At 64.8% G+C, this 24,320-nt stretch carries 20 protein-coding genes; 9 read left to right on the forward strand and 11 right to left on the reverse strand.

From position 1 onward, the window contains the following. The first annotated feature begins 78 nt into the window (after positions 1-78). Genes waaF through CKW22_RS25195 form a run of 7 tightly spaced genes read left to right on the forward strand, consistent with a single transcriptional unit; the run spans position 79 to position 7,036 of the window. Positions 79-1,128: a lipopolysaccharide heptosyltransferase II gene (gene waaF, locus CKW22_RS25165; protein WP_095065447.1), complete on the forward strand. Its 1,050-nt coding sequence runs from the start codon at positions 79-81 to the stop codon at positions 1,126-1,128. Then, positions 1,129-2,187, forward strand: coding sequence for a lipopolysaccharide heptosyltransferase I (gene waaC, locus CKW22_RS25170; RefSeq protein WP_033703116.1), 1,059 nt, complete (start codon positions 1,129-1,131; stop codon positions 2,185-2,187). After that, complete coding sequence (locus tag CKW22_RS25175) at positions 2,187-3,308, forward strand: glycosyltransferase family 4 protein (RefSeq protein ID WP_095065449.1); 1,122 nt, start codon at positions 2,187-2,189, stop codon at positions 3,306-3,308. The genes waaC and CKW22_RS25175 overlap by 1 nt, the downstream gene beginning before the upstream one ends. Continuing rightward, positions 3,305-4,111: a lipopolysaccharide core heptose(I) kinase RfaP gene (gene rfaP / locus CKW22_RS25180; RefSeq protein ID WP_033703114.1), complete on the forward strand. Its 807-nt coding sequence runs from the start codon at positions 3,305-3,307 to the stop codon at positions 4,109-4,111. Before CKW22_RS25175 ends, rfaP begins: the two co-directional genes overlap by 4 nt. After that, entirely contained in the window at positions 4,111-4,845 is a 735-nt protein-coding gene (locus tag CKW22_RS25185; protein ID WP_033703113.1) for a lipopolysaccharide kinase InaA family protein, read from the forward strand. The genes rfaP and CKW22_RS25185 overlap by 1 nt, the downstream gene beginning before the upstream one ends. Then, complete coding sequence (locus tag CKW22_RS25190; protein ID WP_047583687.1) at positions 4,842-5,594, forward strand: lipopolysaccharide kinase InaA family protein; 753 nt, start codon at positions 4,842-4,844, stop codon at positions 5,592-5,594. The genes CKW22_RS25185 and CKW22_RS25190 overlap by 4 nt, the downstream gene beginning before the upstream one ends. After that, entirely contained in the window at positions 5,594-7,036 is a 1,443-nt protein-coding gene (locus CKW22_RS25195; protein ID WP_033703111.1) for a lipopolysaccharide kinase InaA family protein, read from the forward strand. The genes CKW22_RS25190 and CKW22_RS25195 overlap by 1 nt, the downstream gene beginning before the upstream one ends. Here the strand turns inward: CKW22_RS25195 and CKW22_RS25200 are convergent. The 8 genes from CKW22_RS25200 to CKW22_RS25230 form a co-directional block, all read right to left on the reverse strand. Beyond that, positions 6,997-9,798: a dermonecrotic toxin domain-containing protein gene (locus CKW22_RS25200; RefSeq protein WP_095065451.1), complete on the reverse strand. Its 2,802-nt coding sequence runs from the start codon at positions 9,796-9,798 to the stop codon at positions 6,997-6,999. The two genes, CKW22_RS25195 and CKW22_RS25200, sit on opposite strands and share 40 nt — an antisense overlap. A 66-nt stretch (positions 9,799-9,864) precedes the next feature. Further along, positions 9,865-10,041 carry a hypothetical protein gene (locus CKW22_RS27640; RefSeq protein ID WP_077068766.1) on the reverse strand — a complete coding sequence of 59 codons (177 nt, stop codon included), beginning with the start codon at positions 10,039-10,041 and terminating at the stop codon, positions 9,865-9,867. Next, entirely contained in the window at positions 10,038-11,150 is a 1,113-nt protein-coding gene (locus CKW22_RS25205) for a PepSY domain-containing protein (RefSeq protein WP_033703108.1), read from the reverse strand. Before CKW22_RS25205 ends, CKW22_RS27640 begins: the two co-directional genes overlap by 4 nt. Positions 11,151-11,230: 80 nt before the next feature. After that, positions 11,231-13,663, reverse strand: a complete 2,433-nt coding sequence (locus CKW22_RS25210) for a TonB-dependent siderophore receptor (protein WP_095065453.1) — start codon at positions 13,661-13,663, stop codon at positions 11,231-11,233. Between the two features lie 118 nt (positions 13,664-13,781). Next, positions 13,782-14,738, reverse strand: a complete 957-nt coding sequence (locus CKW22_RS25215; RefSeq protein ID WP_033703106.1) for a FecR domain-containing protein — start codon at positions 14,736-14,738, stop codon at positions 13,782-13,784. Beyond that, the gene (locus CKW22_RS25220) at positions 14,735-15,253 is read right to left on the reverse strand and encodes an RNA polymerase sigma factor (protein ID WP_047583689.1); all 519 of its coding nucleotides are present in this window, start codon (positions 15,251-15,253) and stop codon (positions 14,735-14,737) included. Before CKW22_RS25220 ends, CKW22_RS25215 begins: the two co-directional genes overlap by 4 nt. 424 nt (positions 15,254-15,677) lie before the next feature. Continuing rightward, positions 15,678-16,388: a PolC-type DNA polymerase III gene (locus CKW22_RS25225; RefSeq protein WP_033703104.1), complete on the reverse strand. Its 711-nt coding sequence runs from the start codon at positions 16,386-16,388 to the stop codon at positions 15,678-15,680. Further along, positions 16,385-18,322, reverse strand: a complete 1,938-nt coding sequence (locus CKW22_RS25230; protein ID WP_095065455.1) for a putative nucleotidyltransferase substrate binding domain-containing protein — start codon at positions 18,320-18,322, stop codon at positions 16,385-16,387. Before CKW22_RS25230 ends, CKW22_RS25225 begins: the two co-directional genes overlap by 4 nt. 186 nt (positions 18,323-18,508) lie before the next feature. On the opposite strand from CKW22_RS25230, the gene CKW22_RS25235 reads away from it, so the two are divergent. Beyond that, on the forward strand, positions 18,509-18,952 hold the full coding sequence (locus CKW22_RS25235; protein ID WP_033703102.1) for a response regulator: 444 nt from the start codon (positions 18,509-18,511) through the stop codon (positions 18,950-18,952). Between the two features lie 43 nt (positions 18,953-18,995). Here the strand turns inward: CKW22_RS25235 and CKW22_RS25240 are convergent, their stop codons facing one another. Next, positions 18,996-21,173 (reverse strand): malate synthase G, encoded by a 2,178-nt coding sequence (locus CKW22_RS25240; RefSeq protein ID WP_033703101.1) that lies wholly within the window; start codon positions 21,171-21,173, stop codon positions 18,996-18,998. A 453-nt stretch (positions 21,174-21,626) separates the two neighbouring features. Between CKW22_RS25240 and CKW22_RS25245 the strand changes: the two genes are divergently transcribed. Beyond that, positions 21,627-22,145: a glycine cleavage system protein R gene (locus CKW22_RS25245; RefSeq protein ID WP_033703100.1), complete on the forward strand. Its 519-nt coding sequence runs from the start codon at positions 21,627-21,629 to the stop codon at positions 22,143-22,145. Between the two features lie 247 nt (positions 22,146-22,392). On the opposite strand, the gene rarD is transcribed toward CKW22_RS25245, so the two are convergent. Together rarD and CKW22_RS25255 are read right to left on the reverse strand one after the other, a co-directional pair. Further along, positions 22,393-23,280 carry an EamA family transporter RarD gene (rarD, locus tag CKW22_RS25250; RefSeq protein ID WP_033703099.1) on the reverse strand — a complete coding sequence of 296 codons (888 nt, stop codon included), beginning with the start codon at positions 23,278-23,280 and terminating at the stop codon, positions 22,393-22,395. Between the two features lie 64 nt (positions 23,281-23,344). Further along, complete coding sequence (locus tag CKW22_RS25255; protein ID WP_095065457.1) at positions 23,345-24,319, reverse strand: serine/threonine protein kinase; 975 nt, start codon at positions 24,317-24,319, stop codon at positions 23,345-23,347. Position 24,320 lies beyond the last annotated feature (1 nt).

Genomic DNA, 24,320 nt, shown 5'->3' on the forward strand with positions numbered 1-24,320 from the left:
CCACATAGCCTGAATATAAAGAGGGGAGGCCAGGCTGTACCGCAGCCTGCAGCCTCCCCGAGCGTTTCTGGACTAAGCATGAGAATACTGATCATTGGCCCCAGCTGGGTCGGCGACATGGTAATGGCGCAGACCCTGTTCCAGTGCCTGAAACAGCAGCACCCCGACTGCGTGATCGACGTGCTGGCGCCCGAGTGGAGCCGGCCGATCCTCGAACGCATGCCCGAAGTGCGTCAGGCCTTGAGCTTCCCGCTCGGCCATGGCGCGCTGGAGCTGGCCACGCGGCGGCGCATCGGCAAGTCCCTGGCCGGCCAGTACGACCAGGCGATCCTGCTGCCCAACTCGCTGAAATCGGCGTTGGTACCGTTTTTTGCCGGTATCCCCAAACGCACCGGCTGGCGCGGCGAGATGCGTTTCGGCCTGCTCAACGACGTGCGCAAGCTGGACAAGGCGCGCTACCCGCTGATGATCGAGCGCTTCATGGCCCTGGCCTATGCGCCGGGTGCCGAGCTGCCGCAACCCTACCCGCGCCCCAGCCTGCAGATCGAGGCGCAGAGCCGCGACCTGGCCCTGGCCAAGTTCGGCCTGGCGCTGGACCGCCCGGTGCTGGCGTTGTGCCCTGGTGCTGAATTTGGCGAGGCCAAGCGCTGGCCGACCGAGCACTACGCCGCCGTGGCCGATGCCATGATCCGCCAGGGCTGGCAGGTGTGGCTGTTCGGCTCGAAAAGCGATCACCCGGTCGGTGAGCAGATCCGCGACCGGCTGATCCCGGGGCTGCGTGAAGAATCGTACAACCTGGCGGGTGAAACCTCGCTGGCCGAGGCCATCGACTTGATGTCCTGCGCCGATTCGGTGGTGTCCAACGACTCTGGGCTGATGCACGTGGCTGCCGCGCTGAACCGCCCGCTGGTCGCCGTCTATGGCTCGACCTCGCCGGGCTTCACGCCGCCGCTGGCCGAGCACGTCGAAGTGGTGCGCACCGGCATCGAATGCAGCCCTTGTTTCGACCGTACCTGCCGCTTCGGGCACTACAACTGCCTGCGCCTGCTCGAACCGCAGCGCGTCATCGCCGCCTTGCACAGCCTGGGTGGTCCGAACCTGATCGATACCGTGGCCGAGGTCGACTAAGTGCGGGTACTGATCATCAAGACTTCGTCGCTGGGGGATGTGATCCATACCCTGCCGGCAATCACCGATGCCGCCCACGCCATACCGGGCATTCGTTTCGACTGGGTGGTGGAAGAAGGCTTTGCCGAGATCCCCAGCTGGCACCCTGCGGTCGACGAGGTGATCCCGGTGGCGATCCGGCGCTGGCGCAAGCATCTCTGGCAGACCCTGAAGAGCGGCGAGTGGAAGGCGTTCAAGCAGCGTGTTCGCGCGCGCAAGTACGACCTGGTGATCGATGCCCAGGGCCTGGTCAAATCGGCCTGGCTGACCCGATACGTCAAGGCACCGGTGGCCGGGCTGGACCGCTACTCGGCCCGCGAAGGCCTGGCCAGCCGCTTCTATGACCGGCCGCTGTCGGTCGCGGTTGGCCAGCACGCCGTGGAGCGGGTGCGTCAACTGTTCGCCATGGCCCTGGCCTATGACCTGCCGGAGGGCATCGGCAACTACGGCCTGGACCTTGATCGCCTGCAATTGCCGCCAGCCGCCCCCTACGTGGTATTCCTGCACGGCACCACCTGGGCCACCAAGCATTGGCCCGAAGCCTACTGGCGCGAGCTGGCCGAGCGCATGGGCCGGCGCAAGCTGCAAGTGCGCCTGCCCTGGGGCAACCCGGCCGAGAAGGCGCGCGCCGAGCGTATCGCCCAGGGCTTGAACAACTGCCAGGTGCTGCCCAAATTGAACCTTGTCGGCGTCGCCCGCGTGCTGGCTGCGGCCAAGGCCTGCGTGGCCGTGGACACCGGCCTGGGCCATCTGGCCGCAGCGCTGGACGTGCCGACCATTTCGCTGTTTGGCCCGACCAACCCTGGCCTGACCGGCGCCTATGGCCGCGCCCAGGTTCACCAGGCCAGCGATTTCCCCTGCGCGCCCTGCCTGCAGAAGAAGTGCACCTACAAACCGAGCGCCGATGACCTGCGCCGGTTCGATCTCAAACGCGAGTGGCCACTGTGCTTCACTCGCCTGAATCCCGAGCATGTGGCGAGCCGCTTGAGCGCGTTGCTGCTGGCTGAGGATGTTCGTTAATGCAACTGGCTTTCGTGCTTTACAAATATTTCCCCTTCGGCGGGCTGCAGCGCGACTTCATGCGCATTGCCCTGGAATGCCAGAAGCGCGGCCATCAGATTCGCGTGTACACGCTGATCTGGGAAGGTGATATTCCGCCGGGCTTCGAAGTGCTGGTGGCGCCGGTCAAGGCGCTGTTCAACCACCGGCGCAACGAGAAGCTCAGCGCCTGGATGGCCGCCGACCTTGCCAAGCGCCCGGTCGACCGCCTGATCGGCTTCAACAAGATGCCGGGGCTGGACGTGTACTACGCCGCCGACGGCTGCTTCGAAGACAAGGCCCAGACCCTGCGCGGCGGCCTGTACAAGCGCTGGGGCCGCTACCGGCACTTTGCCGCGTACGAGCGGGCGGTGTTCGCCAAGGATGCGAAAACCGAGGTGCTGATGATCTCCGAGGTGCAGCAGCCGCTGTTCGTCAAACATTACGGCACCCCGGCAGAACGCTTCCACCTGCTGCCGCCGGGCATTTCCCCGGATCGCCGCGCGCCGGCCAATGCCGCCGAGATCCGCGCCGGGTTCCGCAAGGAATTCAACCTGGCGGACGATGACCTGCTGCTGGTGCAGATTGGTTCGGGGTTCAAGACCAAGGGCGTCGACCGTAGCCTCAAGGCCTTGGCCGCACTGCCGTCGGCGTTGCGCAAGCGCACCCGCCTGATGGTCATCGGCCAGGACGACCCCAAGGTGTTCCAGCTGCAAAGCGCCACCCTCGGCTTGGGCGACCAGGTGCAGTTCCTCAAGGGGCGTAGCGACATCCCGCGCTTCCTGCTGGGCGCCGACCTGCTGATTCACCCGGCCTACAACGAAAACACCGGCACCGTGCTGCTCGAAGCCCTGGTGGCAGGCCTGCCGGTGCTGGTGTCCAAGGTGTGTGGCTACGCCCACTACATTGCCGAGGCCGACTGCGGCCTGGTCCTGGACGAGCCGTTCGAGCAGGAACAACTCAATGGCTACCTGCAACGCATGCTCGAAGACCCGCAGGCGCGCGCCGACTGGTCGCGCAATGGCCTGGCCTTTGCCGATACGGCCGACCTGTACAGCATGCCGCAGCATGCTGCCGACGTGATCCTGGGGCAGACCGCATGAAGCTGATACTGGCCGAACCCTTCAAGCGCCTGTGGGCCGGGCGTGATGCCTTCGAGGCCGTGGAAGCGCTGCAAGGCGAGGTATACCGCGAGCTGGAAGGCCGCCGCACTCTGCGCACGGAGGTCGAGGGCAAAGGCTTTTTCGTCAAGATCCACCGGGGCATCGGTTGGGGCGAGATTTTCAAGAACCTGTTCAGCGCCAAGCTGCCGGTGCTCGGTGCCGGCCAGGAATGGCGAGCCATCCAGCGTCTGCACGAGGTCGGTGTGCCGACCATGACCGCAGTCGCCTATGGCGAGCGCGGCAGCAACCCGGCCACCCAGCACTCGTTCATCGTCACCGAAGAGCTGGCGCCGACCATCAGCCTGGAAGACTTCAGCATCGATTGGGTCAGGCAGGCGCCCGAGCCACGCCTCAAGCGTGCGCTGATCGCCGAAGTGGCGAAGATGACCGGTGGCATGCACCGCGCCGGGGTCAACCACCGCGACTGCTACATCTGCCACTTCCTGCTGCACACCGACCGCCCGGTGACGGCAGACGACTTCAAGCTGTCGGTCATCGACCTGCACCGTGCCCAGACGCGGGCGAGCATCAGCCGCCGCTGGCGTGACAAGGACCTGGCCGCGCTGTATTTCTCGGCGCTGGACATCGGCCTGACCCGTCGCGACAAATTGCGTTTTCTGCGTGGCTACTTCCAGCGCCCGCTGCGCCAGGTGCTTGCCGAAGAGGCCGCGCTGCTTGCCTGGCTGGAACGCAAGGCGCAGAAACTCTATGACCGCAAGCAACGTTATGGGGATGCACTCTGATGTCGGGTTGGACACTGGCGCCCGGCTACGAACACCTGGCGGCGGATTTCGGCAGCCTTGATGCCGTCTTTGCCATCCAGGGCGAACGCTTGACCCGCGACCCGCTCAGCGAGGTGGTGCGCATCGAGCGTGACGGCGTCAATTACTACGTCAAGCGTTACACCGGCGCCGGCAAGCACATGCGCCGTTACCTCGGCAGGCCGCGCATCAAGGCCGAATGGCAGAACCTCAAGCAGTTCGCCAAGTGGGGCATCCCCACCGCCGAAGTGGTCGCCTGGGGCCTGGAACGCAAGGGCCTGGCGTTTGGCCGGGGGGCGATGATCACCCGTGAACTGCCGCGCACCGAAGACTTGTCGGCGCTGGCCGAGCGCAATGATGCACGCCTGGCTGACCGGGCCTGGGTCGAGCATGTCAGCCAACAGCTGGCGCGCCACACTCGGGTCATGCACGAGCACCGTTTCGCCCACAACGACCTGAAGTGGCGCAACTTGCTGGTCGACGACCAGGGCACGCTATTCTTCATCGACTGCCCGACCGGCGACTTCTGGCGCGGTTTCATGTGGCGGCACCGGATGATCAAAGACCTGGCGTGCCTGGACAAGGTCGCCAAATACCACCTGTCGGCGACCCAGCGCCTGCGTTTCTACCTGCAATACCGCGGTCGCGACCGGCTCAATGCCCGCGACAAGAAGCGGATCCGCCAGGTGCTGAGCTTTTTCGAGGGAAGGGAATGACCGATTACCTGGCCAGCGCAGACCTCGCGCTGCTCAAACGCCACGGCTTGAACGACTTCGAGGCGCTGTGGGCGCTGCAGCTCGATGCCGTGGACGAGCCCAACACCGGGCGCGGGGGCTGGAGCAGCGTGTTCCGCCTGGAGCTCGAAGGCAAAGGCTACTACCTCAAGCGCCAGAGCGACTACCTCACCCGCACCCTGCACAGGCCCTTCGGCGAACCGACCTTCGCCCGCGAATTCCGCAATATCAGCCGTTACCAGAAGCTGCACATCCCGGCTTTGCAGGCGGTGTTCTATGGCGAGCGCAAGCAGGCCGGCCAGCACCGGGCAATCCTCATGACCCGGGCGCTGGACGAATGGGCCGACCTGGACAGCCTGTTGGCCCAGTGGCCGCAGTTGGGCGACGCCGAACGCAAAGGCATCCTTGAAGCCTGCGGCCAGTTGGCGCGCACGCTGCACAGCGCCGGGCAGGTACATGGCTGCTTCTACCCCAAGCATATTTTCTTGCGCCAGCGCCGCGAGGGCTGGGACGCGCAACTGATCGACCTGGAAAAGACCCGGCCGCTGCTGTTCGGCATGCGTGACCGGCTCAAGGACCTGGAGCCGTTGCTGCGCCGTGCCAGTGCCTGGAGTGAGGCGGATGTGCGTCAGTTGCTGGCGGCCTACCTGGCGCAGCCGGCGGACAGCGCCCTGGTCGACAACTGGCTGCAACGGCTGACGCAACGCCGTCGTGAAAAAGAGGCCCGCTGATGCGTTTGTCTGAACTGAAAGCTGCCGGGCGCACCCCGGCATTGCCCTTGAGTATCACCCTGGCCGATGCCGCCGGTAGCGCCGACCTGCAATTGTTCAGCCTGCTGCGCGTACTGCCCGGCCAGCGCTATGTCGGTGCCGGTGTCTGGCGTGGCACGCCGGTGCTGGCCAAGTTGCTGGTGGGGGGCAACGCTGCGCGGCATTTCCAGCGCGAGTTGCAGGGCGTGAAGCTGTTGGCCGAGCAAGGCCTGACCACGCCGAAGCTGTTGGCCGATGGCTTGAAGGAAGGCGAGGGCGGCTGGCTGTTGTTCGAGTTTCTCGATGGCGCAGAAAGCCTGGCCGATGCCTGGGCCGCCGTTGAGCACCTGCCGGTACTGGCCGACGAACAGCACCTGGTGCTGGGCGAAGCGCTGACCGCGGTGGCGCAGATGCACGCCAAGGGCCTGTGGCAGGAAGACCTGCACCTGGACAACCTGCTGCGCCACGGCGCCAAGCTGTACCTGATCGATGGCGCGGGCATCAAGGCCGAGACGCCGGGCCAGCAGTTGTCGCGCCCGCGTGTGCTGGAAAACCTCGGGGTGTTCTTCGCCCAGTTGCCCAAGCGTCTGGAGCCCTTCATCGAAGAGCTGCTGGTGCATTACCTGCTGGCCAATGCCGAGCACGCGTTGCCGATGGAAGCGCTGCAAAAGCAGATCGACAAGGTGCGCAACTGGCGCCAGAAGGACTACCTGGAAAAGGCCGGCCGCGAGTGCACACTGTTCAGTGTCGAGCGCAGCCTTTCGGGCCTGCGGGCGATCCGCCGTGGTGAAGTCGAAGCGATGCTGCCGGTGCTGGCGCAGGCTGATGCGCTGATCGACAACGGCCACCTGTACAAGACCGGTGGCGCCGCCAGCGTGGCTCGCATCGACGTCGATGGCCGCCCGTTGGTGCTCAAGCGCTACAACATCAAGAACACCGCGCACTGGTTCAAGCGCTTCTGGCGCCCGAGCCGGGCCTGGCACTCGTGGATCGAAGGCCACCGCTTGGAGTTCCTCGACATCGCCACACCGCGCCCGTTGGCGGTGCTGGAGCAACGGGTGATGGGGCTGCGCAGCCGTGCGTACCTGGTCACCGAATTCGTCGATGGCCCGGACCTGACCGCGTGCTTTGCGCCCTATGTGGAAAACGGCGAGGCGCCTGAAGAGCAGGTCGATGCGTTGGTCAAGGTGATGCAGCAACTGATCCGCGAGCGCATCAGCCATGGTGATTTCAAGGGCCACAACCTGTTCTGGCACAACGGCCAATGGTCGCTGATCGACCTCGACGCCATGTGCCAGCACGCCACCGGGCTCAGCTTCGCCCCGGCCTACGCCCGTGACCGGGCGCGGCTGCTGCGCAACTGGCCGAGTAGCTGTGCCCTGCATCAGCGCCTCGACCGGTTGCTGCCACGGCTCGCCGAGTAGCCTTCGGGCAGCGCCAGCCAATCGCTGCTGCGCCCGGCCTGGCGCACACGGATGCGCCATTGTTGGTCTTGCCAGCGCAGGATCGCCCACGGCACCACGCCGGCTTGCTGGGCGTGGGGGATGAGCAGGTGGTAGCGCCCGGCGAGCAGGTGCGCGCGCAGCGGCAGTTGCCCGGCAGCGGTTTGCAGGTAGAGCTGGTCGTCTGCTCGGTACAGCCCTGCCAGCGCATCCACCGCCTCACCCGCCAGCGGCGATTGCAGGCGGCAGTCGGCCAGCAACTGCGCAAGATCCGGCAGGCCGTCGTACCACAGCACCGGTGAGTCGATGACCCAGTTGCCATCGGCCAGGCGTTTGACCGGCTGCTGCAAGTAGGCATCGGGTTGCGTTGGGTCGATGACCCGCCAGCGACGGCCGTCGAACACGACCTTGTAATAACGGCCGTGGGCGTCCTGGATGTAATACAGGGTCAGCCCTTCGAATGCCGATGCTTTCTCGAAAACGCCTTCGCCGTGCACACCGTCAATGGTGTAGCGCAGGTTATCGAGTGCAGGCGTGATGCTGTAACGCGAGGGCAATGGTAATGGCGGTTGTGTCGGCATGCCACGCATCATCCGGCGCATCAGGCCGGTGCTGACCATGCTGGTGCCGGCATCGTTGGCATAGCTCAGGGCGTTGTAGGTATGGGTCAGCACGCCGTCGATGTCATCTTGGCCAAAGGCATCCACCCCACCCCAGATCTCGATGGCCATGCGCCCCAGCGCAAGCGGAAGTTGCACCCGGGCAGGCAGTACCAGGCTGATCAGGTCTAGCAGGCGCCAGGCCAGGTCGGCGCCCTGCTGGAGGTCGGCTTCCCCGGTGGTACGGCTGTCGGCATCGACCTTGGCCAGCCAGGCGCGCACTTCGGCCCTGTAGCAGGCGAAAAACAGCTCGTCGTCGATCGCCGGGGTGCGCAGTGCGGGGCTCAGCCGGCCTTTGTTCAGCAGCCGCTCGATGCCTGCGGGTGCCAGCAACGGCAAGCGGCCCGCCACGTAGGCGCGCAGGGCGGGTTGTTTGCGCAGTAGGCGCATCAGTTCGCGCGCATTGCTCAGCCCCCGCCAGGCGCGGCGGTCGGGTGCGTCCGGCGTGTAGAGGATGAACGCCCCCACGCCGGCGCCCTCGGCATTGATCAGCAACACGCCTTGCAAGGTATGGCCATGGATCGTCAATTGGCGCACGGTGACGCGTTGTCCGTCCACCGGGGGGCGAAGCGCGTTATGCGGATAGTCCAGCACCTGACGCACCCAACGGTAGGCTCGCTCATCGGGGTTGCGGGCGAGATGCCCGGCATAGCGCGCCTTGGCCGCCTCGGCGCACATGCGGGCGCGGTTGACCAGGGCATGGGCGTTCAGCCGCCACCCCCCGACCGGGGAATCGATCAATTGGGTTTTCAGGTAGGCATGATAGCTGCCACCGACATTCAGGTGCCTGATCATCGCCTTGATGTAGGCCGGGTTCAGTGCCTCGGGTAATGGCTTGCCGTGACGGTGGGTTATCCGGGCGGTGAGCCAGTAGTCGTAGTCGAACCAGGCCACGTTGCGCAATGCCATCTCGTGTAGCGGGTAGCTCTCTCTGATCAGTTCGATCATCTGGCCACCGACGTGCTGGAAGCCTCGCCAGGTAACGTAGCTTGAAGGGTGAAACGGATTCAACTGCGGGCCTGCCTGCCGGCTGTGCACGACATGGATCATGATGTCTGCGGCTGCGTAGCGCAGGCCATGATCGTGGCGCAGGCGTTCTTCGACGCGCGCGCGCGCCCAGCCCTGCAGGCTGTCCTGCTGGCGGAACTGCCCCAGGGTGAGGATGCCCGGGGCGGCGACGCGATTGCCGGCGGCCACCAGTTGTTGCATCGTCTGCATGATATGCGTAAGCCCCTGGGGCCCTGCCTTGCTCAACCAATTGGGCAGGTTTTTTTCCAGCAGCAGGCCGTAGCGGGTGTCGAGCAAGGCTTGCTTGCCGGCTTCAGCCGCCACTGAAAGGGCATTGTGCAGCGTCTCGACGGCCGGTGCCGGGGCACCCTGGGCGCTTGCCCAGGCTTGGTTGACACGCAGGCGCTGCGCTTCGATCAGGCTGTCGACCTGGGCTTGCACCGGGTCATCGGGATACCATTCGTAGCGTAGCCGGTCGGCCTTGGCGGCGTTGCCGATACGCGCGTCATCAACCAGCAGGCTTAGCAGTGGCGGGCCTTGCAGTGGGTCGTCGAGGCGCTCGCACAGCTCAAGGTGCAAGTCGGCCAGCGAGGCGTAGGCCTCGATGCCCTGGGCCAGGCCGCACAGCAAGGCCGGGCCCAGGGCCTGCTCTGGGGTGAGCTCGGCAGCCTCGTCGTTGCCGGTGACGACCACGAACATACCCGGCAGCACCGCGCGGCTGTGGGGCTGGCTACGGCTGAGGACCAGGCGGTACACCTGGGCACGCGTGGCCACCGGCTGGGGCCTCCGTTGCCAGGCGTTGGGCAGGTCGAGGCACAGGCTGAGGGCGTCGGCCTCGGGGGCGGGCAAGGTCCCGTCGGCCTGGCGCAGTGTCAGCTCGGCGTGCATCAGGGCGCGGCGCAGATCGCCGAGGCGCACCCTGCGCGAGCGGCCTTGGGTGTCGCAGGCGGCCCAGTATTCCGCCAGTTCGCCCTGCAATTGCTGTCGGCTGAGCGGTTGCCGGTCGGCGGCCGGTAATTGCGCCAGCAGGGCGATGATCTGCTGGTCGAGGAATTCGATGCGTTCCAGCGGTAGCATGTTGCGCTCCTTTCTTAAGGGAGCCGTAACGTTAGGGCCCAGGGCAAGGGCCGGAGCGGTAGCCGGTTATCGACTGCAAAGCCCGCGCAGGCTGAGGATGGCGGGCACGCCGAGGCCCAGCCAGGCCAGGGCGTCCCAGGCACCGTCACCCAGCAAGGCGGCAAACAGGCCGGCGGCACCGAGCACGCTGATGGCGGCCGGCCAGGCGAAGATCCGCCAGGATGATCGAGAGGCGTGGCTCATGCCCGCACCTCCCGGGCTTTGCGCTGCTTGCTTAGCCACAAGTACAGGCCGCTGCCGAGCACGATGATGGTCAGCACATCCAGCACCGCCCAGAGAATCTGCATAGGGCGCCCGCCGTAGTCACCGAAGTGCAGTGGCTGGGACAGGCCCATGGCGTCCATGTACCACGGGCGTTCGCCCACTGCCGTCACGTGCAGGGTGCGCGCATCGATCAGCACGGGGGTGAGCAGGTGCGAGGTCAGGTGAGTGGCGCCCTTCATGAACACGGCGTAATGGTGCTCGCTGGAGAAGCGCGTGCCGGGGAAGGCGATGAAGTCCGGGCGCATACCGGGCGCGGCCTGCCCGGCGATGTCCAGCAGGCGGCTGGCTGGGGCGCGCTCGGTGAGCGGCGGGGCGTCACGGTAGGGCGCGACCATGGCGGCCAGGCTGTCGTTGCGCCAGGCGGCGATCACCAGATCGGACAAGGCACTGATCACCCCGGTGACGCCAACGGTCAGCGCCCAGGCCAGGGTCACCACGCCAATCAGGTTGTGCAGGTCGAGCCAGCGCAGGCGGCGGGATTTGTCGTGGCGCACCGTGGCGAAATCCAGGCGGCGCATGAACGGCGCGTAGAGCACGGTGCCAGAGATGATCGCCACGACGAACAGCACACCCATGAACGCCAGCAGCAGCTTGCCGGGCAGCCCGGCGAACATGTCGACGTGCAGGCGCAGCATGACCATCATGAAGCCGCCGTTGGCGGCGGGCATGGCGACAGCTTCGCCGGTGCGGGCGTCGAGCATGAAGGTGTGTGACGAATTGGGCTCGGTGCCTGCGGTGGCGGCGGTGATCGCCACCACGCCGTTGCGTTCGTCCTCGTCGTAGCCGAAGTACTGCATCACTTCGCCGGGGCGATGCTGCTCGGCCTTGAGTACCAGTTGCTGCAGGTCGAGGTGCGGGGTGCCTGCGGGCATCTCGCGCAACTCGGGGGCATCGCCGAGCAGATGCTCCAGCTCGTGGTGGAAGATCAGCGGCAGGCCGGTCAGCGCCAGCAACAGCAGGAACAAGGTGCAGACCAGGCTGCTCCAGGTGTGGATCGCGGACCAGCGGCGGATGGTTGAGCTTTTCATTTCATTTTCTTTCTCGACGTTCAGAAAGACCAAAGCCGCCCCTGGGGGGCGGCTTGGTCGGCGAGCTTGTCGTCAGGTCATCACCATTTGTAAGTGGCGCTGGCGACCACGCTGCGCTCATCGCCGTAGTAGCAGTAGTAGCTGTCACACGTGGAAATGTAGTCTTTGTTGAACACGTTGGTGGCGTTGACCGCCACCGAGGCACCCTTCAGGCTGTTGTCCAGGCGCCCCAGATCGTAGTGCACGGAGGCATCGAACACGGTGTAGGCGTTGGCCTTGCCCAGGTAGGTATTGGCCTGGTCGCCGTAGGTGTTGCCGGTGTAGCGCGCGCCACCGCCGATGCCGAAGCCGTCGAGTACGCCGGTGTGCCAGGTGTAGTCGGCCCACAGCGAGGCTTGCTGGTTGGGTATCAACTGCAGGCGGTTGCCTTTGTACAGGCCGTCCTGCACTTCGGATTTGGCCAGGGTGTAGGCGGCAACCACCTTCAGGTTTTCGGTAACGTCGGCAACCGCTTCGAGCTCCAGCCCGCGCACCTTCACTTCACCGGTCTGGCTGGTGAAGGTAATGCCACCGACGTTGTTGGTGACAGAGACGTTTTTCTGCGTCAGGTCATACACGGCGGCCGACAGCAGGGTGCTGGAGCCCGGCGGCTGATATTTGATGCCCAGTTCCCACTGCTCGCCTTCGGTCGGCTTGAACGACTCCGTTGCCGAGACACTGGCATTGCTGGACGGCTGGAACGACTCGGCATAGGAAAGGTACGGCACGAAGCCAGAGTCGAACACGTAGCTGATTGCCGCGTTGCCGCTGAACTTCTTGTCACGCTCGGTACTGGTGGCATCGCCCTGGTTGAAGAACTTGGTGCCAGTGTGCACCCAGTCTTCACGCCCGCCCAAGGTCAGGCGCCAGTTGCCCAGCGCCATCTGGTCCTGGACGTACACGCCGGTCTGGCGGGTTTTCTGGTTGTAGTCGTAGAACGCCGTGGAGCGATCCGGGCGTGTGATCGGCAGCCCGTAGACCGGGTTGATGACGTTGCTGTCTGGCACGTTGAAGCCGAAGATCGACAGGTAGTTGGTGTTGACGCGCTGGTGGTCCAGGCCGATCAGCAGGGTGTGGCTGATGTCCCCGGTGCTGAAGTCAGCCTGGAAGTTGTTGTCCACTGCGAACTGGCTGATGTCTTCATCGGTGTTGGTGGACATGCGGCTGACGGTGCCATCGTCCTGCACGGGGCCGCCGGGCTGGTAGTAGCTGCCGGGGGTGATGGTCTGGAACGCCAGGTCGGTCTTGGTGTAGCGCAGGTTCTGGCGGAACTGCCAGACATCGTTGATGCGGTGCTCGAAGGCATAGCCCAGCGCGTAGTAGGTACGGTCGTAGAACTCGTAGTCCGGGTCACCCAGGTTCTTGTGGTGCGAGATCTTGCCGAATGGCATGTCGATCTTGGTGCCCTGGATGGGCCGGAACTGGCTGGTGGCGCCGGTATCGTCGCGGGTGAACTGGGTCAGAAGGGTCAGCGAGGTGTCTTCGTCGATGTTCCAGGTCAGGCTTGGGGCGATGTTGTAGCGCTTGTCGTCGATGTGGTCGATCTGCGTGCCGCCATCGCGAATCACGCCACTGACGCTGTACAGGAACTGGCCTTGGTCATCGATTTTGCCGGTGCTGGCGAAGTTGATCTGGCGGTGATTGTCGCTGCCGTACTGCACTTCGATTTCGTGGCTGCTTTCGGCCTGTGGGCGGCGGCTGACCATGTCCAGCAGGCCACCCGGTGGGGTCTGGCCATAGAGCGAGGAGGCTGGGCCGCGCAGCAGCGCGAGGCGGTCCAGGTTCCAGGTTTCGGCTTTCGGGTTGGCGTATACGCCACGTGGCAGTGGCAGGCCATCGAGGAATTGGGTCGGCTCGAAGCCGCGCACGCGCATCCAGTCATAGCGGGTGTCGCTGCCGAAACTGGCAGAGACGATGCCGGGCATGTAGCGCACCGCATCATCCAGGCTGTGCACGCCGCGGTCAGCCATTTGCTGGCGCGTGGCGACGGAAATGGAGCGGGGTATTTCGACCAGTGCGGTATCGGTCTTGGTGCCGGCGGCGCTGCGCTTGGCGAGGTAGCCCTCTACCGGGCCCCACGCGCTTTCGCTGATGCTGGCGGCATTCACGGTGATTTCTGGCAGCGCCAGGGTGCCATCCGGGACGGCCACCAGGCTGTAGCTGCCGACGCTGCTCTGCTGCAACTGCAACCCGCTGCCGCGCAGGGCGGCCTGCAGGGCGCCGATGCCGTCGTACTGGCCGGTGACGGGCGCCGAAGTGCGGCCGCTGACCAGTGCTGGGTCGATGGCCAGGGCGATGCCCGATTGGCTGGCGATCTGGTTGAGGGTGTTGGCCAGGGGGGCGCTGGGCAGGTCGTAGGCGCGCAGGGCGGATTGCTCGGCGGCGAACAGGGCAGGGCTGGTCAACGGCGCAGCCAGGCCAATGGCCAGGGCCATCAGGCTGGGGCGCAGGATACGATCGACAGTACGGGACATGCAGCGGCTCCTCGACGGATAAGTGCTTACTGCTTCCTTGCCGAGCGAGATTTCAAAAGTGACAGGGGGGTGTCATGAAAAAAGCGAGATTTTTTGCAGGCGCGGCCACAGGCCGCTACTACTGGGGCTGAACCGTTACCCACCACGGGGTATGCCGCTCTATCTTCACCGGCAGTGCCGGCACCAGCGATGCCAGGGCCAGGTCGATGTCGGTCAGCGGGAAGCTGCCGGTAACACGCAGGTCGGCGACCTCGTCTGCCACCCCGAGGTGGCCGCTGCGGTACTTGCCGAGGGCAGCGACCAAGTCAGCCAGGCGTACGTTGTCCACCACCAGCATGCCGCGGGTCCAGGCATCGGCACCGACGTCGACCGTGCCGACCTGGCCGAGGCCGTTGGCATCCATGAGCACCTGCTGGCCTTCGCGCAATACCTGTTCGTCCCCACTGTTCAGCGGCATGGCCGCGACCGAGGCCTGCAGCACCTCCAGGCGTGTTCCGTTGGCCTCACGGCGCACCAGGAAGCGCGTGCCCAGCGGGCGCAGGCGGCCGTCGTCGGTGCGTACCAGCAACGGGCGTGGGTCTTGGTGGCCGGTCTCGACCGAGATTTCACCCTGGTGCAGCACGATCACCCGTTGCGCGCCTGCGTAGTCGATGTCCACTGCTGTGTGGGTGTTCAGGCTCAGCAAGGTGCCGTCTTCCAGGCGCAGGGTGCGCAGCTCGCCGGTGGCGGTGCGTTGGTCGGCCAGCCAGTAGTGCGCTGACAGCGACGGGGCGCCGACCCAAGCCAGCAACGAACCCAGCAGGAACATGCCCGCCAGGCCACCGCCCACCTTGCCGATGCGCCGGCGCAAGCCGGCACGCGATTGCAGCAGCGCCTGGCGCGCGGGCCCGGCAGCGGCGTTGACGCGCTGGTCAAGGCAACCCAGCTGGCGCCAGGCGCGGGCATGCTCTTCGCTGGCAGCGTGCCAGCGCATGAACTCACTGCGTTCATCTGGCGTGCCGCTGCCCTGGTCCAGGCTCAGCTTCCAGGCAATGGCTGCATCCAGCACCCGCGACGAGACCGGTGAACCGTTCACGTCGGCTCCCCGTACAAGGCCACATAGCACTGGCGCATGCCCTGGGCGATGTACTGGCGTACCCGCGAGACCGAAACACCAAGGCGCTCGGCGATTTCGGCGTGGCCCATGCCGTCCAGGCGGTTGTGCAGGAAGGCCGCACGGGCCTTGCTCGACAGCTTGCCAAGCAGGCGGTCGATGGCCTTGAGGTCTTCGAGAATCAGGTGCTGGATTTCGGGAGAGGGCTGTTCGGCTTCCGGCAGGTGGGCGAGTTCGGCCAGGTAGGCCTGCTCCAGTGCGGCGCGGCGGAAGTGGTCGAACAGCAGCCCCTTGGCCACGGCGGCCAGAAAGGCGCGCGGCTCGCGGGGCGTGTCCAGTTGCTCGCGGCCGAGCAGGCGCACGAAGGTGTCCTGGCTCAGGTCTTCGGCACGTTGGCGGCAGGCCATGCTGCGTTGCAGCCAGGCGAGCAGCCAACTGCGGTGATCGCGGTAAAGCGCACCGACCAGCTCGGCGTGTGGGCTGTGTGCAGAAGACAAGCAGCGTCCCCCCGGAACGAATGCATTAACTAACGATAATTATTCGCGATTGTTGCAGAGGCGGGGGGCGCGGCGCAATGGACGCTTATCGGATTGCCACTATGCGGGGCTTCCAGGCGCATGGTCTGGATGATTCAGCGCCTATCAGATCGAGCGCCGCCCGCGCGGCGCATCGCGGGGCAAGTCGGATCGCCGCACCGCCGCTCCCACATCTGTTTCGGGCCAGTTATTCCTGAGGCATTGGCGCGCGGCCCCTTGGCGCCCGCCTCGATATCGAATCGGACCAACAAGGCGGTCACGCCCCTAAGGTACTGGCCTCACTGGCCCGAAATAGATGTGGGAGCGGCGGTGCGGCGATCCGACTTGCCCCGCGAAGCGCCGCGCGGGCGGCGCTCGATCTCACCGGCGCAACAACACTCAAGCCCTACAAACCGTGACTCTGTGCCGCACGCCGCCGCCACCCGCGCAACCGCTGCTCAAGTTGCAACGGGCTGTCGAGCTGCTGGCGGCGAGCCTGGCTGAACAGGATCAACGCCAGCTCGGCAGTGACCTGGGCATCGGCGCTGGCATGGTGGCGCTCTTCAACCTGCAGGCCAAAGCGGGCGACCCAGTCATCCAGCCCGGCTTCGCGCAGTACCGTGTCGGGGTTGAGCATCGGCGCCAGTTCAGCCACATCCAGGAACGGCACCTGCAGGCGATAGCCCAGGCTTTCCTTCAGCGCCCGCGCCAGCATGCGCTGATCGAAAGGCGCATGGAACGCCAACACCGGGCTGTCGCCAATGAAGTCGAGCAGGTCGATCAACGCCTCGGCCGGGTCGCAACCCGCGGCCAGGGCACTGGGCCCTAGCCCGTGAATCAGCACACTGGCGTTGGTCTTCTGGGAGGGGCGGTACAGAGTGCGTTCAAACTGCTGGGCAAAGTCGATGGCACCGTCCTCGATGGCCACGGCACCGATCGACAGGACCTGGTCACGGTTGGGGTTGAGGCCACTGGTTTCCAGGTCCAGCACCACCCAGCGCTGTTCGCGCAACGTGCACACCCCCAGCGCAGCCGGCTTGGGCAACTGCGCCAGGCGTTGGCGCGCGGTGTCGTCCAGCGTGGGCAGGTTGGGGCGCAGCCAGGCGAACAGGCTCATAGCTGGTACCGCAAGGCCAGGCTGCTTTGCAGGCGCTGGGCCTGGCGCAGCGACTCACGCAGGATGCGTCGGTCCAGGTGGTTGAGGCTGTCGGGGTCGACGCGGTTGGAGTAGGGCAGGTTATCGCGGGTCTGGCGCTGGTGCTGCTGCATGCGGGTCTGCTGGATGAAGTGGTAGGCCTCTTCGTAAGCCGCACCGTCGAGTGGTTCGATGATGCCCTTCTGCACCAGCTGGCGCAGGCGTTCGAGGGTGTTGCAGGCGCCGATGCCGTTGGCCAGGGCCAGCAGGCGCGCACCATCGACGAAGGGCGTCAGGCCCTGCACCTTGAGGTCGAGGGTGGCGGCCTTGTCGTTGCCCTGGCGGGTCAGCACGAATTCGCGCAGGCGCCCCACCGGTGGGCGTTGGCGCAGGGCGTTGTCGGCCATCATGCGCTGGAAAATGCGGTTGTCGGCGACCTGGGCCAGCAGGCTCTGGCGCAGTTGTTCACAGCCTTGCTCATCACCCCAGACCACGCGCAGGTCGAAATAGATGCTCGAACCCAGCAGGTTTTCGGGGCTTGCCTCGCGGATGAATCCTGCGAAGCGCCGCGCCCATTCCCCGCGTGACAGGCACAGCGCGGGGTTGCCGGCCATGACATTGCCTTTGCACAGGGTAAAGCCGCACTGTGCCAGGCACTGGTTGATGTACTGCGCCAGGGGCAGCAGGCGGGCACGGATCGCGTCGGCTTCGGCGCTGTCGCGGGCCTCGAACAGAATGCCGTTGTCCTGGTCGGTGTGCAGGGTCTGCTCGCGCCGCCCCTCACTGCCGAAGCACAGCCAGCTGAACGGCACCCCTGGGTCGCCGCGTTCGGCTATGGCCAGTTCGATCACCCGGCAGACCGTGTGGTCGTTGAGCAAGGTGATGATCTGGGTGATCTGCGTCGACGAGGCGCCATGGGCGAGCATGCGCTCGACCAGCTGGCTGATCTCACCGCGCAGCGACACCAGGGTGTCCAGACGCGGGGCATGGCGGATGGTACGCGCCAGGTGCACCAGGTCGACACGTTGCAGGGAGAACAGGTCACGCTCGGAAACCACCCCGCACAGGCGCTGGTTGTCCACCAGGCAGACATGCGCGATATGCCGCTCGGTCATGGCCATGGCGGCATCGAAAGCACTGGCCTGCGGGCTGAGGTAGAACGGCCTGGCGGTCATGTGCCGGTCGATGGGCGCGCCCAGGTCGGCATCCGCGCCCGCCACCACCTGGCGCAGGTCGCGCAGGGTGAAGATGCCGATCGGGTAGCGCTGGGGGTCGACCACGACAATGCTGCCGACCTGCTGCTCGTGCATCAGCCGCACGGCGTCGCGCAGCGGCGTGTCGGGGTTGCACACCACCGGGTGACGCATGGCCAGCTCGCCCAGGGGGGTGTTCAGCGAGTACTGGGTGCCGAGGGTTTCCACGGCGCGTTGGCGCACCTGCTGGTTGACCTGGTCGAGCAGGCTGCTGACCCCGCGCAGGGCAAAGTCGCGAAAGGCTTCCGACAGGGAGAACACGCGGATGAAAGCGGCCTTGTTCAGTTGCAGGCAGAAGGTGTCCTCACCGGCCAGGTGCTCGGTGCGGGTGGCGCGCTCGCCAAGCAGGGCGGCCAGGGGGAAGCACTCGCCGCTGGTGATCTCGAAGGTGGTCTCCACACCGGGTTTGACCAGGTGCTGGCGTTCGCCGACCACGCGCCCTTGTTTGACGATGTAGAAGTGCTCGACCGGGCCGTCGGCGGGTTTGACGATGCTTTCGCCACTGGCATAGAAACGCAGCTGGCACTGCTCGACCAGATACGCCAGATGGCTGTGCTCCATCTGGTTGAAGGGTGGGAAGCGCTGCAGAAACTGCAACGTACCTTGTATGTTCTGCAGCACAGCCGTCCTGCCCGCCTGGCTGTAGGCGTCCTTTTTACTCATGACACTGACCGTATCGCTACGCCGAACTATATATATCTATATATAGGTGCCGGCCTTGTTGTTCTCGGTCCCCATGGTCGGCTGGCTGAGGTGTGGTGCCCATTGGACGTAAGTCTATGGGCGGCGTGTGATCAATATCGCAAAGCGCGGTCTTACCGGTGAGCAAGACTTTTTGACGAGACGACCATGGTTGAGCATGACGACATCCTGAGTGACGCCGAACGCGAGGCACTGGCCCGGCTGGTGGCGCCTATTGCGCCCAAGCCTGTGGTTCTGGTGGTGGATGACAACCGAGTGAACAGCGAGGCCTTGAGCCTGTACCTGAAAAGCAGAGGCATCGACTGCATGACGGCCGACGGGGTCCAGGAGGCGATGTTCAAGCTGCATTACGAGCCGAGGATCGCCTTGGTGATCACTGACCTGCGCATGGAGCCCAAGGATGGCCTGGATCTGATCCGGTATATTCGTAAGTCGGAGCGGGCGGCGTTGTCGATCATCGTGGTGTCGGGCGACACCGATGTGAAAGAGGCGGTAGACGTGATGCACCTGGGGGTGGTCGACTTTTTGCTCAAGCCGGTGGACCTGGGCAAACTGCTGGAGCTGGTGAAGAAAGAACTGAAGATTGGGTGATGGGTAGAGGGGCCGCAAAGCGGCCCCCGTACGCAGATGTTACTTACAACCCGTTACGCGCCTTGAACTCGCGACGGCGACGGTGCAGTACCGGCTCGGTATAACCGTTCGGCTGCTTGCCACCTTCGATCACCAGCTCCACGGCCGCCTGGAACGCGACGTTGTCGTCGAAGCTCGGCGCCATCGGTTGGTACAGGGGGTCGCCAGCGTTCTGCTGGTCGACCACCACCGCCATGCGCTTGAGGCTTTCCAGCACCTGCGCCTCGTTGACCACGCCGTGGCGCAGCCAGTTGGCCAGCAGCTGGGCCGAGATGCGCAGGGTGGCGCGGTCTTCCATCAGGCCGACGTTGTTGATGTCCGGCACCTTCGAACAACCCACGCCCTGATCGATCCAGCGAACCACGTAGCCAAGGATGCCCTGGGCGTTGTTGTCCAGCTCGTTGCGGATCTCCTCGGCCGACCAGTTGGTGTCGGCGGCCAGCGGGATGGCCAGGATGTCGTCGACCGAAGCCGGGGTGCGCGTAGCCAGCTCGCGCTGACGCGCCTGCACATCGACCTTGTGGTAGTGCAGGGCATGCAGGGTAGCGGCGGTCGGCGAAGGTACCCAGGCGGTGTTGGCACCGGCCAGCGGGTGGGCGATCTTCTGCTCGAGCATGGCAGCCATCAGGTCGGGCATGGCCCACATGCCTTTGCCGATCTGCGCACGGCCTTGCAGGCCGGTGGCCAGGCCGACGTCGACGTTGTTGTTCTCGTAGGCGCCGATCCACTTCTCGTTCTTCATGGCGCCCTTGCGCACGACGGCGCCGGCTTCCATGGAGGTGTGAATTTCGTCACCGGTGCGGTCGAGGAAGCCGGTGTTGATGAACGCCACGCGCTCGGCAGCGGCCTTGATGCAGGACTTGAGGTTGACCGTGGTACGGCGCTCCTCGTCCATGATGCCGACTTTGACGGTGTTGCGCGGCATGCCCAGCAGGTCTTCGACCTGGCTGAAGATTTCAGCGGCGAAGGCCACTTCTTCCGGGCCGTGCATCTTCGGCTTGACGATGTAGACGCTGCCGGTACGGGTGTTCTTGCGGCTGGTGTTGCCGTTGAGGTTGTGCAGGGCGATCAGGTTGGTGAACAGACCGTCCTGGATACCTTCGGGGATTTCATTGCCCTGGGCGTCGAGGATCGCCGGGTTGGTCATCAGGTGGCCAACGTTGCGCACGAACAGCAGCGAACGGCCGTGCAGGGTGACCGTGCCACCGTTTGGCGCGGCATATTCGCGGTCTGGGTTCATGGTGCGGGTGAAGGTCTTGCCACCCTTGTTCACGCTTTCGGCCAGGTCGCCTTTCATCAGGCCCAGCCAGTTGCGGTAGACGATGACTTTGTCATCGGCGTCCACGGCCGCGACCGAGTCTTCGCAGTCCATGATGGTGGTCAGTGCCGATTCCATCAGGATGTCTTTGACGCCGGCGGCATCGGTGCTGCCAACCGGGGTGCTGGCATCGACCTGGATTTCGAAGTGCAGGCCGTTGTGCTTGAGCAGCACGGAGGTCGGCGCGGCGGCATCGCCGACGTAGCCGATCAGTTGGGCATCGTCACGCAGGCCGCTGTTGCTGCCGCCCTTGAGGGCGACGACCAGCTTGCCGGCTTTGATGCTGTAGGCCGTGGAGTCGACATGCGAGCCTGCAGCCAGTGGCGCGGCTTCGTCGAGGAAGGCGCGGGCAAAGGCAATAACCTTGTCGCCCCGGGCTTTGTTGTAGCCCTGGCCTTTCTCGGCGCCGCCTTCATCGCTGATGGCATCGGTGCCATACAGGGCGTCGTACAGCGAACCCCAACGGGCGTTGGCGGCGTTCAGGGCGAAGCGGGCGTTCATCACCGGCACTACCAGCTGTGGGCCGGCCATGCGGGCGATTTCTTCGTCCACGTTCTGCGTGGTGGCCTGGAAATCGTCGGCTTGTGGCAGCAGATAGCCGATTTCCTGGAGGAAGCTTTTGTAGGCTACGGCGTCATGGGCCTGGCCTTTGCGTGCCTGGTGCCAGGCGTCGATCTTGGCTTGCAGCTCGTCGCGCTTGGCGAGCAGGGCTTTGTTCTTTGGAGCGAGGTCATTGATGATCTTCTCTGCACCTGCCCAGAACTGCTCGGCGACGATGCCGGTCCCGGGGATGGCTTCGTTGTTCACGAAGTCGTACAGGACCTTGGCGACCTGAAGGCCACCGACTTGAACGTATCCAGTCATTGCTTGCCTCACTCTGCTCAGCTATTTCGCTCTTCTGTATTAAGCCTGTAGCGCTTCTCTAAACACGGCACCAGTGCGTGCCCAGGTCGGATGAACCCGAGGGCGGCTGGGTGCGGCCTGCCAGACGGGCTGGCGGGCAGTGTGCGTATTTTCACAGGCGCCTTGGCAGACATCCAAACGACGTTTTGTAGTCCGCGCCACGGGATACTACATGAAGCAGTAGGCGGGGCAAAATCAGACTAAAAGCGTCGTTGTGCGACCCGTTGGTCGCGTATGGTCACGCTGGGAATTGGTATGTTCGCAAAAAACAGGTGGATTGTTCCAGATAAATCTTGAAACAGTACACGATTAGTCATGTCGATTGCCCTGCGGCAGGTTGCCGCGCCTTGCCTATACTCAATCGATCCCCCGGTTTATCGCCGCCCAGCGCGGTTCGACACAGAGGAAGGGCTTGTGGATCATCTTGTACTCACTGTGATTGCCCCTGACAAGGCCGGCCAGGTCGAACGCATTGCCCAATGCATCGCCGACCACAGCGGTAACTGGCTGGAAAGCCGCATGTCGCGCATGGCCGGGCAGTTCGCCGGCATCCTGCGGGTGGCGGTGCCGGCGGAAAATTATGCAGAACTGGTCGCGTCGCTGCAGGCCCTGGCCCGCTACGATATTCGTGTATTGATTGCCGAGAGCGGCATCGAGCCGTCGTGCACCTGGAAGCCTATCGCCATGGAGTTGGTGGGTAATGACCGGCCCGGGATCGTGCGCGATATCACCCGGCTGCTGGCCGAGCTTGGGGTGAACCTGGAGCGCTTTACCACTGAAGTGCGGCCTGCACCGATGAGCAGTGAGCCGTTGTTTCATGCCAATGCATTGTTGGCGCTGCCGTTGACCTTGTCGCTGGACGAACTGCAGCAGCGGTTGGAGAGCCTGGCGGATGATTTGATGGTGGAGTTGGAGCTGCGGGCGGAAGAGTGATCCGCGATGGCTGGGGCCGCTTTGCGGCCTCAGGGTTATCCCCCGTTTTACAGGTACGGCCCTGTGGATAACCTGGGGGCGCACCTCTCCAGCCCACGCGCATCAAGGCCTGCAAAGGTTTGATCAAAAAACGCCCAGAATTCAGCAGCTTGTGCACAAAGCACGGGGACGAGGGTGTGGATAACCTCTGGAGATGTCTCTGCAGGCCACGACCCACGTGCCCTGCAGAGTTTTGATCGTTTTTTGATCAGGCGCGCTTGCGCAAATTCAGCCAGGCATCGACGCTGTATATCGCCAAACCCGCCCAGATGAACACGAACGCCACCAGGGTGCTCGACGACAAATGCTCGTCAAACAACAGCACCGCCTGCAGCAGCACCAGGGTCGGGGCGAGGTACTGCAGGAAGCCCAGCGTGGTATACGGCAGATGGCGTGCGGCAGCGTTGAAGCACACCAGCGGCACCAGCGTTACCGGCCCTGCCGCCATCAACCACAACGCTTCGCTGCTGGTATAGAACGCGCCCTGCGCGCTCATCGCGGCGGGGTGCAGCAACAGCCAGCCGAGGGCCAGGGGCACCAGCATCCAGGTTTCCACCACCAGGCCCGGCAACGCTGCCACGGGCGCCTGTTTGCGGATCAGCCCATAGAAGCCGAAGGTCAGCGCCAGTACCAGCGAGACCCAGGGCAGGCTGCCGACCTGCCATACCTGCTGGGCCACGCCCACCGCCGCCATGGCCACTGCCAGCCATTGCAGGCGGCGCAGGCGCTCGCCCAGGATGAGCATGCCCAGCAGCACGTTGATCAGCGGGTTTATGTAGTAGCCAAGGCTGGCTTCGAGCATGCGGCCATTGTTCACCGACCATACGTAGGTCAGCCAGTTGCCAGCGATCAGCGCGCCGCTCAGCGCCAGGATGGCCAGCCGGCGCGGGTTGTCGCGCAGTTCGCGCCACCAGCCGGGGTGCTTCCATACCAGCAACAGCAGCGAGCCAAACAAGGCCGACCAGAGCACCCGGTGGACGATGATCTCCACCGCCGGCACGCTCTGGATCGCTTTGAAGTAGAGAGGGAACAGGCCCCAGATGATGTAGGCACTAAGGCCCAGGATGTACCCGCGTTGCGGGTTTGCGGCGTGCATGCAGAATCCTTGCTTAGGTAGCTAAATAAAGCGACGCCTATTGTAGACAGAGGTCAGCGCACTTCTAGAACAATTTCAGCGGTTGTTCATCGAGGGCTGCCATCTGCTCGCGCAGCGCGAGAATCTGGTCGCCCCAGTAGCGCGGCTGGCCGAACCACGGGAAGCTTCGCGGGAATGCCGGGTCGTCCCAGCGCCGCGCCAGCCACGCGCTGTGGTGCAGTTGGCGCAAGGCGCGCAGCGGCTCGATCAGGGGCAGCTCGCGTGGGTCGAAGTCGTGGAACTCGTTGTAGCCGTCGATCAGCTCTGCCAGTTGGCCGAGGCGTTCTTCGCGGCTGCCGGCGAGCATCATCCACAGGTCCTGCACCGCCGGGCCCATGCGGCAGTCGTCAAGGTCGACCACGTGATACACCTCGTCGCGATGCATCAGGTTGCCCGGGTGCAAGTCGCCGTGCAGGCGCATCACCTTGTGTGGGGTGCGGGCGTAGATATCCTCGACCCGTTTCAGCAGGTCGCGGGCCACGGACTCGAAGGCGGGCCGCAATTCGCGCGGGACGAAGTTGCCTTCGAGCAGGGTTTGCAGGGAGGCGTGGCCGAAGTTGTCCACAGCCAACGCTTCGCGATGCTCGAACGGCCGTGTGGCGGCAACGGCGTGCAGGCGGCCGAGCAACTGGCCGAGGCGATAGAGCTGGTCGAGGTTGCCGGGTTCCGGTGCATGGCCGCCACGGCGGGGGAACAGTGTGAAGCGAAAACCCTGGTGCTCGAACAATGTGCGGCCGTCGTGCTGCAGAGGCGCGACCACGGGCACTTCACAGTCGGCAAGCTCGGCAGTGAAGCGGTGTTCTTCAACGATCGCCGCATCGCTCCAGCGGCCAGGTCGGTAAAACTTGGCGATCAGCGGTTGTGAGTCTTCGATGCCTACCTGGTAGACGCGGTTTTCGTAGCTGTTCAGCGCCAGGATCCGGGCATCGCTGAGGAAGCCGATGCTTTCCACGGCGTCCAGGACCAAGTCGGGGGTGAGGGTGACGAAGGGGTGTGACATG

The sequence above is a fragment of the Pseudomonas sp. Irchel s3f19 genome (assembly GCF_900187555.1).
Classification (GTDB): Bacteria; Pseudomonadota; Gammaproteobacteria; order Pseudomonadales; family Pseudomonadaceae; genus Aquipseudomonas; species Aquipseudomonas capeferrum.

Bases quoted from the DNA above. Each gene is read 5' to 3' on its own strand.
- waaF (WP_095065447.1), top strand. From the start codon at position 79: ATGAGAATACTGATCATTGGCCCCAGCTGGGTCGGCGACATGGTAATG.
- CKW22_RS25175 (WP_095065449.1), top strand. From the start codon at position 2,187: ATGCAACTGGCTTTCGTGCTTTACAAATATTTCCCCTTCGGCGGGCTG.
- rfaP (WP_033703114.1), top strand. From the start codon at position 3,305: ATGAAGCTGATACTGGCCGAACCCTTCAAGCGCCTGTGGGCCGGGCGT.
- CKW22_RS25185 (WP_033703113.1), top strand. From the start codon at position 4,111: ATGTCGGGTTGGACACTGGCGCCCGGCTACGAACACCTGGCGGCGGAT.
- CKW22_RS25190 (WP_047583687.1), top strand. From the start codon at position 4,842: ATGACCGATTACCTGGCCAGCGCAGACCTCGCGCTGCTCAAACGCCAC.
- CKW22_RS25195 (WP_033703111.1), top strand. From the start codon at position 5,594: ATGCGTTTGTCTGAACTGAAAGCTGCCGGGCGCACCCCGGCATTGCCC.
- CKW22_RS25200 (WP_095065451.1), bottom strand. From the start codon at position 9,798: ATGCTACCGCTGGAACGCATCGAATTCCTCGACCAGCAGATCATCGCC.
- CKW22_RS27640 (WP_077068766.1), bottom strand. From the start codon at position 10,041: ATGAGCCACGCCTCTCGATCATCCTGGCGGATCTTCGCCTGGCCGGCC.
- CKW22_RS25205 (WP_033703108.1), bottom strand. From the start codon at position 11,150: ATGAAAAGCTCAACCATCCGCCGCTGGTCCGCGATCCACACCTGGAGC.
- CKW22_RS25210 (WP_095065453.1), bottom strand. From the start codon at position 13,663: ATGTCCCGTACTGTCGATCGTATCCTGCGCCCCAGCCTGATGGCCCTG.
- CKW22_RS25225 (WP_033703104.1), bottom strand. From the start codon at position 16,388: ATGAGCCTGTTCGCCTGGCTGCGCCCCAACCTGCCCACGCTGGACGAC.
- CKW22_RS25230 (WP_095065455.1), bottom strand. From the start codon at position 18,322: ATGAGTAAAAAGGACGCCTACAGCCAGGCGGGCAGGACGGCTGTGCTG.
- CKW22_RS25235 (WP_033703102.1), top strand. From the start codon at position 18,509: ATGGTTGAGCATGACGACATCCTGAGTGACGCCGAACGCGAGGCACTG.
- CKW22_RS25240 (WP_033703101.1), bottom strand. From the start codon at position 21,173: ATGACTGGATACGTTCAAGTCGGTGGCCTTCAGGTCGCCAAGGTCCTG.
- rarD (WP_033703099.1), bottom strand. From the start codon at position 23,280: ATGCACGCCGCAAACCCGCAACGCGGGTACATCCTGGGCCTTAGTGCC.
- CKW22_RS25255 (WP_095065457.1), bottom strand. From the start codon at position 24,319: ATGTCACACCCCTTCGTCACCCTCACCCCCGACTTGGTCCTGGACGCC.